The 7,727-nt window shown below is 61.3% G+C and carries 6 protein-coding genes and 2 pseudogenes; 4 read left to right on the forward strand and 4 right to left on the reverse strand.

Going from position 1 to position 7,727, the window contains the following annotated elements:
- The first annotated feature begins 185 nt into the window (after positions 1 to 185).
- Positions 186 to 899, forward strand: a complete 714-nt coding sequence (locus tag QU44_RS16470) for a transposase (RefSeq protein ID WP_231621789.1) — start codon at positions 186 to 188, stop codon at positions 897 to 899.
- 223 nt (positions 900 to 1,122) lie between these two features.
- Positions 1,123 to 1,239 (forward strand): annotated as a pseudogene (locus QU44_RS18390) (IS3 family transposase); the annotation flags it as partial.
- A 36-nt stretch (positions 1,240 to 1,275) separates the two neighbouring features.
- Here QU44_RS18390 and QU44_RS16475 read toward each other — a convergent pair.
- Together QU44_RS16475 and QU44_RS16480 are read right to left on the reverse strand one after the other, a co-directional pair.
- Positions 1,276 to 2,406 (reverse strand): ATP-grasp domain-containing protein, encoded by a 1,131-nt coding sequence (locus QU44_RS16475; RefSeq protein WP_033923503.1) that lies wholly within the window; start codon positions 2,404 to 2,406, stop codon positions 1,276 to 1,278.
- The gene (locus tag QU44_RS16480; RefSeq protein ID WP_197054366.1) at positions 2,403 to 3,848 is read right to left on the reverse strand and encodes a cytochrome P450; all 1,446 of its coding nucleotides are present in this window, start codon (positions 3,846 to 3,848) and stop codon (positions 2,403 to 2,405) included. The genes QU44_RS16475 and QU44_RS16480 overlap by 4 nt, the downstream gene beginning before the upstream one ends.
- 76 nt (positions 3,849 to 3,924) lie before the next feature.
- On the opposite strand from QU44_RS16480, the gene QU44_RS16485 reads away from it, so the two are divergent.
- Positions 3,925 to 4,686, forward strand: coding sequence for a hypothetical protein (locus tag QU44_RS16485; protein ID WP_197054367.1), 762 nt, complete (start codon positions 3,925 to 3,927; stop codon positions 4,684 to 4,686).
- Positions 4,687 to 4,692: 6 nt separating this feature from the next.
- Positions 4,693 to 6,219, forward strand: a complete 1,527-nt coding sequence (crtD, locus tag QU44_RS16490) for a 1-hydroxycarotenoid 3,4-desaturase CrtD (protein WP_052135034.1) — start codon at positions 4,693 to 4,695, stop codon at positions 6,217 to 6,219.
- An 18-nt stretch (positions 6,220 to 6,237) separates the two neighbouring features.
- Here the strand turns inward: crtD and crtY are convergent, their stop codons facing one another.
- Both crtY and QU44_RS18395 read right to left on the reverse strand, forming a co-directional pair.
- Positions 6,238 to 7,452 (reverse strand): lycopene beta-cyclase CrtY, encoded by a 1,215-nt coding sequence (crtY, locus tag QU44_RS16495; protein ID WP_052135036.1) that lies wholly within the window; start codon positions 7,450 to 7,452, stop codon positions 6,238 to 6,240.
- A gap of 173 nt (positions 7,453 to 7,625) precedes the next feature.
- Positions 7,626 to 7,727, reverse strand: a pseudogene (locus tag QU44_RS18395) (IS5/IS1182 family transposase); the annotation flags it as partial.

The raw sequence follows: 7,727 nt of genomic DNA on the forward strand, positions 1-7,727 counted from the left end.
CCCGCTGTTCAAATTCCCCGAACCACCTCTGACTGCTCGCATTGGCTAGAGATCAAATCGGGCACCGTCGAGACGGAGGTAATGCATGAGCTCGAATACGACAGCATCCCTCCGATGCATCGCATCGAAACGAAGAAATTCCGTTCTTCCGGGAGAAGCTGACACGCGCTGGTGCCATCGATGCGTTGTTTGTCGCCTTTGACCGACAGCTTCGGGAGCGCGGCTACCTGCCGATGGGGGGACAGATCGTCGATGCCACGCTGGTGGCAGCGCCCAAGCAGCGCAACACCGTGCCAGAAAAGGAGGCGATCAAGGCTGGCACGAGCGCGGCGGAGATCTGGCCCGATCAGCCGGCCAAAGCAGCGCAAAAGGATACAGATGCGCGCCGGACGCTGAAGTTCGCCAAAGGTCGACCGCTCCCCGGCGGCAAGCCCGGGATCGACATCGCCAGCCCAAGCTTTGGGCATAAGAGCAGCATCGCGATCTGTCGACGCTACGGCTTCATCCGCCGCGGCAAGGTCACCGATGGCGCGCGCTTCGATGGCCGCATGCTGCGCGACGTGGTGACCACGGACAACACCGCATCCGACGTCTGGGCCGATACCGCCTACCGCAGCCGATCCAACGAAGCTTGGCTGAAGTCGATCGGCCGGGTCAGCCGCGTCCATCGCAAGAAACCAAAGGGCAAGCCGATGCCTGCAGGTACCGCGCGCGCCAACGCCGCCAAGTCGACCGTCCGAGCCCGCATCGAGCACGTGTTCGCCCGCCAGAAGGACCAGATGGGGATGTTTATCCGCACCATCGGCATCGCGCGGGCCGAAACGAAGATCACGCTCGCCAACCTGGCTTACAACATCGATCGGCTGATCCTACACGAACGCAGGGCAGCCATGGGATAGCTGTGCCTCCCAAAGACGCTTACCGCTCATAACCGCCCGAAGCGAGACTTCACCCCGGCAATCAGTGCTACGGGAAGGCACTGCCGCGCCCGACGCTGTCCGACAACCGCTTCAGTTGATCCGATAGCCCGAACAACTCCGCCTGACGCATCCGCTGCCTGCCTGGTCAGATCCAGTGAACCAGTTTCCGCCGCAGTATGCCAGCGTTATTGGGGGTGCCCAGGTGATGGACTGGATCGCCTTCTACAACCATCGGCGGCTTCATTCGACGCTGGAGTATTCCAGTCCGATGGCCTTCGAAAAGAAATGGCTTGCCCGCCAAATTAGCTTGGCAGCATAGTCTCCACGTCAAGGGAGACGTGCGGCGGGGGCAAGGTCAGTCCTCATACCAACCCACATCACGCGTCGCGACCTCGCCAAACGGAACACGCTCGGCCATGGCCATGCGCAGGATTGGCCATGAGGTGAACATCATGCTGAGGAACGGCCAAGGATCAGATGAATCCCAACTGACGTCGCGCGTTGTAAATAGCCGCGCCAACTGGTCTTTGAACCCCCGTCGGCGGAACATGGCCAATTGGGCTTCAGTCAGGCATGCGTAAAACTGCTGTAATTGCCGCTGCGGGCGTACCCGCACCGTCGCGTCCCCTGCCGGATCAAGAATGGCGCGAGCAATGTCCTCGGCTTCCCAGAAATGGAGACCGCTGGTGGCGCGGGGGTTGCATTCGATACCCCACACCTTGCCCGCAGCATCGACAATGAAATCGAAAGCGATGAACCCGCTCCACCCCGATGCGGTGACAAATATCTCGATCCATTTGCTGATCGCGGGGCTTTCGATGCGCTCGAAACTGATGGCGACAGAGCCTGCCATGACCTTGCCACGATAGATCATGGTGGCAACCACGCGGCCATCGCGCGCAATAGTGCAGCTACTGTATTCCTGTCCCGCAATGAAGCGTTGGGCGATGGCCGGGATCGCGGGGTCTGCCTCGGGCAGAGTTGCACCGGAGCGCACGATGCGCACGCCGCGCCCCGAACACGAAAACACCGGTTTGACCACCACATCCCCGCGCTGAGCAAGCTCAAGGGCTTCCTGCATGCCAAGCATCTGCGTTTCCGGCACCGCAAGGCCCTGCGCGCGCGCCGCTTGAACAAACCCGGCTTTGTCATGCAGCGCGATCACCCGGTCGGGCGGCATCGTGAACACGCGCACGCGCGGATCGAACAGTGCGCGCGCATGGGCCACGTGCATGGTCTCTTCAGACACCGGTACGACAAGATCGACACACTCATCCGAAACGATCCGCGCGATTGCGGCATGATACGCCGCCTTGCCCGCATGCGGCGGCGGCACGGCGATTTCCTTCGCAACATGGCGCGAGGCTCCCGTCAGCGTCCAGCCAAACGGATCAGCCACCAGAACCCGGCAACCGGCGCGGCTGAAGCCTCTTGCCAGATCGAGCGCTTTTGGCAGGCGTCCAAGCGTCAGGAGAACGGTGGTCATGGTGCCACGCGGCTCACCCGCACCATGATTTGCTGGGCAGGGCGCGTGGTCAGCCGGGCCGCTGGGCGCACGGCTTGTGGCCTGATGATCTGGAAATCGAACCGCCGGAACAGCCGCGCGATCAGCAGCACGGCTTCGGCCTGGGCAAAAGCCGCGCCTGCACAAACCCTTGGGCCAAGGCCGAAGGGAATGTAGGCACCTGGCGTAAGCTCGGCTTCGCGTTCGGGCAGGAAGCGGTCTGGATCAAAGTGGTGCGGATTGTGCCAATAGCGCGAATGCCGGTGCAGCACCCACGGCGCGACCATAACCAGAGCGCCGCGCCGCACTTTGCGTTCGCCGATCATGGTAGCTTCGGTCGCAACGCGCGGCAGAAAGGTGATGGGCGGGTAAAGCCGCAAGGTTTCGCGAAAGACGTTGCGGATCGTGGGCAGTTGTTTGGTCATCTCGAACGTGATCGGCTGCGAACTGCCTGCCAACGCATGGATTTCGGCGCGCGCACGGGCGATGAGCGCGGGTTGCATGGCCATCAGGTAAAAGGCCCATGTCAGCGCGCTGGCGCTGGTTTCATGGCCTGCGAGAAACAGCACGCCAAGTTGGTCGATCAACTCCTCGCGGGTGAAGGCGGTTTGGGTAAAATCATCGCGCGCAGCGACAACGGCTGTGGCGATATCGTCAAACCGTTCGCCGTTCGGACCAAGATGGGTGTCGAGCAAATCGCCCAGATGGCGGCGGATCGTGTTGCAGGCGACCAGCACACTTTCGCTTTGCGGAACCTTGGTCCACGCGGGGTCCATGATCAGGCGGCGGATTTCCACTTGCGCCACACTGTGCTCAAAAATCGTGAAGGCATCGAACACATCGTGCGCGGCCTGTGTTTCAAGGCCGGTGCTGAATACGGTGCGACAGATGATGTCCGCCGTCAGATGGCTCATCGCCAGATCGAGCGACAAGGCGGTTTGCTCGCTCGCATGCCGGTCAAGCATGTCCTCGCAGGCCTGAGCCCCCTCCTCCATCGCCGGAAAAGCGCGATTGACTCGCATCATGGTGAAGGCGGGATCGATCATCCGGCGTTGGCGACGCCAAGTATCGCCCGATGAGACGAAGATCGAATCCCCGATAAGCGGAGCCAAAGCATCCACCATCAGATCGCTTTTGGGGAAGATGCCTTCAGGATCGGACAGCACCCGGCGCACCTGATCGGGTCGGTTGACGATCAGGATCTGGCGGCGCGAATAGCCAAGCGGGCCAACCTCCATGCGATAGGCATTCGCGGGCAGGAGGCTAAGCAAATCACCATCGCGGCGCAGCGCTACGCGCAGCAGCGCCAGTACAGCAGCGCTGGCTTTAGGACGTGGCGGCATCAACGCGCGCGGCGACGGCGTTTCGGCGATCTGGCATCGGTTTGCCGGAGGGGCAGCGAATTGCGTCAAAAGAGTATCCATTGGCCCCGCTCAATCAACCAATCTTTACACCGTAATTGTCCAATGCAATAGACATTAGCCAAAGGAGATAGGCGCTGTGGATCTGGTCTTGTTCCGATGCCTGATTGCCGTACATATCATCGCTGGTGCAATCGCTGCTGTGGCGTTCTGGATCCCCGTGATCGGCCGCAAGGGTGGTGTCAATCACCGCAAATGGGGCCGCCTGTTTAACCGCACCGTGTTGTTTACAGGGTGCATGGCCGTGATCATGAGCCTGTTTACGCTGGCCAATCCGATGGGTGTCCACCCCCACCTGGCCGGCCGCTTCGATTCCGGATTTGTGCGCGGCATCTTCGGCTGGATGATGCTGCACAACGGAATCCTGACGATCAATCTGGCGTGGTACGGCTGGCTGTGTGTGATCAACCGCCGCAATGTCTCCGCCAACCGCACATGGCTTAATGTCGGTCTGCAATTTGCGGTTATAATCGCAGCGGTAGTCTGTGCGTGGGAAGGCGCGCAGATCAACCAACCGCTGATGATGGGCATTGCCGTGGTCGGCATGGCCACCGGCATCACCAATCTGGTGTTTCTCTACGCGCGCAATCCCTCGCCGGTCGATTGGCTCAAGGAACATGTCAAGGCGCTGGTGGGGGCTGGTATCTCGGTTTACACTGCGTTTTTGGCCTTTGGAGCCGTGCGGTTGGCACCGTCGCTCGCGCTGCAACCGGCGATGTGGGCCGTACCGCTCAGCGTGGGTCTGGTGATCCTGATCTTTCACCGCATGCGCATCGATAAAGAGGCAGGACTGGGCATCTTCCGGCTGCTACACGCACGGCAGATCGCCGATGCTGACTGACCCGCAATGACAAGAGCGACACGCCACGTTGTGGTGGTCGGGGCCGGCATGGGCGGGCTGGCCGCAGCGGCTGATCTGGCACACGCAGGCGTTGCGGTTACCGTGATTGAGCGTGCGCAGGCATGCGGTGGCAAGATGCGCCAGATCATGGCGGGCGGCAGGCCGGTTGATGCAGGGCCAACCGTGTTTACCATGCGCTGGATCTTTGAAGGCCTGTTTACTGATGCCGGTGAACGGCTGGAAGACCATCTGGAGCTGATCGCTGCGCAAACTTTGGCGCGCCACGCATGGCGCAGCGGCGGAACGCTCGATCTCTTTGCCGACATTGAACAGTCGGCAGATGCCATCGGGGCTTTTGCCGGGGCAGATGAAGCGCGCGGATATCTCGCCTTTTGTGCGCGCGGCAAAGATATTTACACTACGCTGGCCAAGAATTTTATCGCTTCAGAGCGCCCATCGGTGCCGGGGCTGGTGGCCCGGCTAGGCTTGGCGCGCTTGCCCGATTTGTGGCGAACGATGCCGATGCGCACGTTGTGGAGCGCGCTCGGCGATCATTTTAAGGACCCGCGTCTGCGCCAGTTATTTGGCCGCTATGCCACTTATGTCGGTGCATCGCCTTGGTCGGCCCCCGCCACCCTGATGCTGATCGCCCATGTCGAGCAGAATGGCGTCTGGTTGGTCAAGGGTGGCACCCATCGTGTGGCTCAAGCGATCCAGAGCCTGGCGCAGCGGCAGGGGGCGCAGTTCCGCTTTGGCGTGCAGATGGACCGGATCGTGATCGAGAATGGCCGCGTTGCGGGCGTCCTGCTCGACAATGGTGAGCGTCTGGACGCAGATGCCGTGGTCTACAACGGCGACATATCAGCGCTGACCGCAGAGGAGCGCCCGGTCCCTGCCACATCGCCTGCCGCGCGGTCGCTCTCGGCTGTCACGTGGTGCCTGTCAGCGCGTACAGCGGGGTTTGATCTGGCCCACCATAACGTGTTCTTTGCCGAAGATTATGCCGACGAATTCAAATCGATCTTTCGGGATCGCAGGATAACATCCGCGCCCACGGTCTATATGTGCGCGCAAGACAGGGGTGAAGGCAGTGCCCATCCAGAGGGGGCACCCGAACGAATGCTGGCGTTGATTAGTGCCCCCGCCGACGGCGACCGGACACCGCTTGATGAAAGCGCCATTGCCGATCTGACCGCGCGGGCTTTTGGCCTGATGGAGGCGTGCGGGTTGAAAATCGAGACGGGCGATGATCCGACCGTGACAACGCCAACCGGGTTCGAGGCGCTGTTCCCGGCAAGCGGCGGCGCACTCTATGGCCGCGCCAACCACGGCATGATGGGGAGTTTTGCCCGCGCTGGGGCATCGGGAAAAGTGCCGGGGCTTTATCTGGCGGGCGGAAGTGTGCATCCCGGACCCGGCATCCCGATGGCCACAATGTCCGGGCGTATTGCCGCTGCTCGCCTGCTAGCGGATTGGGCAGGAGGGCCGAACCGCCGCCGGACAATCAGTATCCCGGTGGGCGCGAGTTTCTAATTTTCAATCGGTCCGCGATCAGCGCGGCGGCCCTGCCTGGGGCGGACGTTCGGGAAGGGTCAGGGGATTGAGCGCGGGCTCACCCATAACCGTTGCGATCGCTTTGAAAAACGGTACCGGAGGCTTGCCCGTCAGCACCCGCAGCCGGTCTAGAAGGGTTGATTTGCCGGCATAGAAGCGTTCGATAAGGGCGTTATTCAGGCGATAGAATCGCTGAAGCACAACATAACGCAAATCTGGCGTTGCTGTGGCGAACAACATCTTGGTCAACATGCGATAAAACCCGCCATTCTGCCAATGCCGCGCCGCCCATGCCTGGCTCCACGCCGTAAGCGCGCTGCCCGAAACATCGCGCTGCCGCGCTAGATCAAGCGCAAAAGCCAGCGCCAACGGGAAGGAATAACCGGTCAGCGGGTGCAGCAGTCCCGCCCGCACTCCGGCCAGCGCGATGCCCGGCATTTCGTGTTCTGCGCGAAACGCTTTCCAGTCACCGCTTCCCACCACTGGTAAGCAACCGCTCTCCTCGCCCAGAATCTCCGCCACCTGCCATCCCGCCTCGGCGCAATAGGCTCCGATCCGATCCCGCAGCAGTTGCGCGTCCACCTCTGGGCCATCGGCATAGTAGGTATCTTCGACGAAAACCTCGTTGACGGAAAATGGCAGGCAATAGACAAAGCGATAGCCATCGTGTTGCGCCACAGTGCCATCCATCACGATGGGACGTTCCAGCCCGTGTGGGGTGGATGTGCGGATCAATTGTCCCAGAAATTTCTGCCAGCCGCCAGCCATATGCGGCAAACCTGCCGAACCACGCGCGTCTATTACCGCGCCCGCCGCAATCGTTCGGCCATCGCCAAGCGTAATATGATTGGCTGTGACATCCGCAATTTCACAGCCGCACAACACCGCGTCAGCGGGCAATGCGTTACGCACGACTGAATCGAGCCGAGCGCTTGTGATGCTATGATAAGGGGTGGGCAAGTGGCGTCGACCGATAGGGAAGCGTACCTCGTAATCGTCCCACCGCGCCGCGATCAGGGGTTCAACCAGCGCGGTTCCGCCTTCGGGCAAATCGGTCGCAAAGAATGACCAGACGTGATTGCCGCCGAGCTGATCGCCCCGCTCAATCACAACCACGCGCAGCTCCGGTCGCAATCTGGCCAGCGCCAGCGCGATCAAGCCTCCAGCGAGCCCCCCGCCGAGCACTGCAATGTCTGTGCTACGGTCATCCATTTCTCGTAAATCCTAACATAGCGCCCGGGTAATGCAACTGCGCCGCAGAACTGCGTCTGTCCCGGATCACCTTGGTTGTCCGTCGTCAGAACATTCGGCACAACTCGCGGCGTAGATTATTGGAGTGCGGGCTTCGTCTGGGGGTTGATGTTAGAGCCCGATCCGAAAGTTTCTCAACCCCAGCAATAGCTTGCGGTTCGGCGGAGGAGCATGCGGATGGATGCGACAAGCGCCCAAGCGGTTTAGGATGCGACGGAGGTTTCCCAATCCTTGGC

This window comes from Sphingomonas sp. 37zxx, from assembly GCF_000786205.1.
Taxonomy (GTDB): Bacteria; Pseudomonadota; Alphaproteobacteria; order Sphingomonadales; family Sphingomonadaceae; genus Sphingomonas.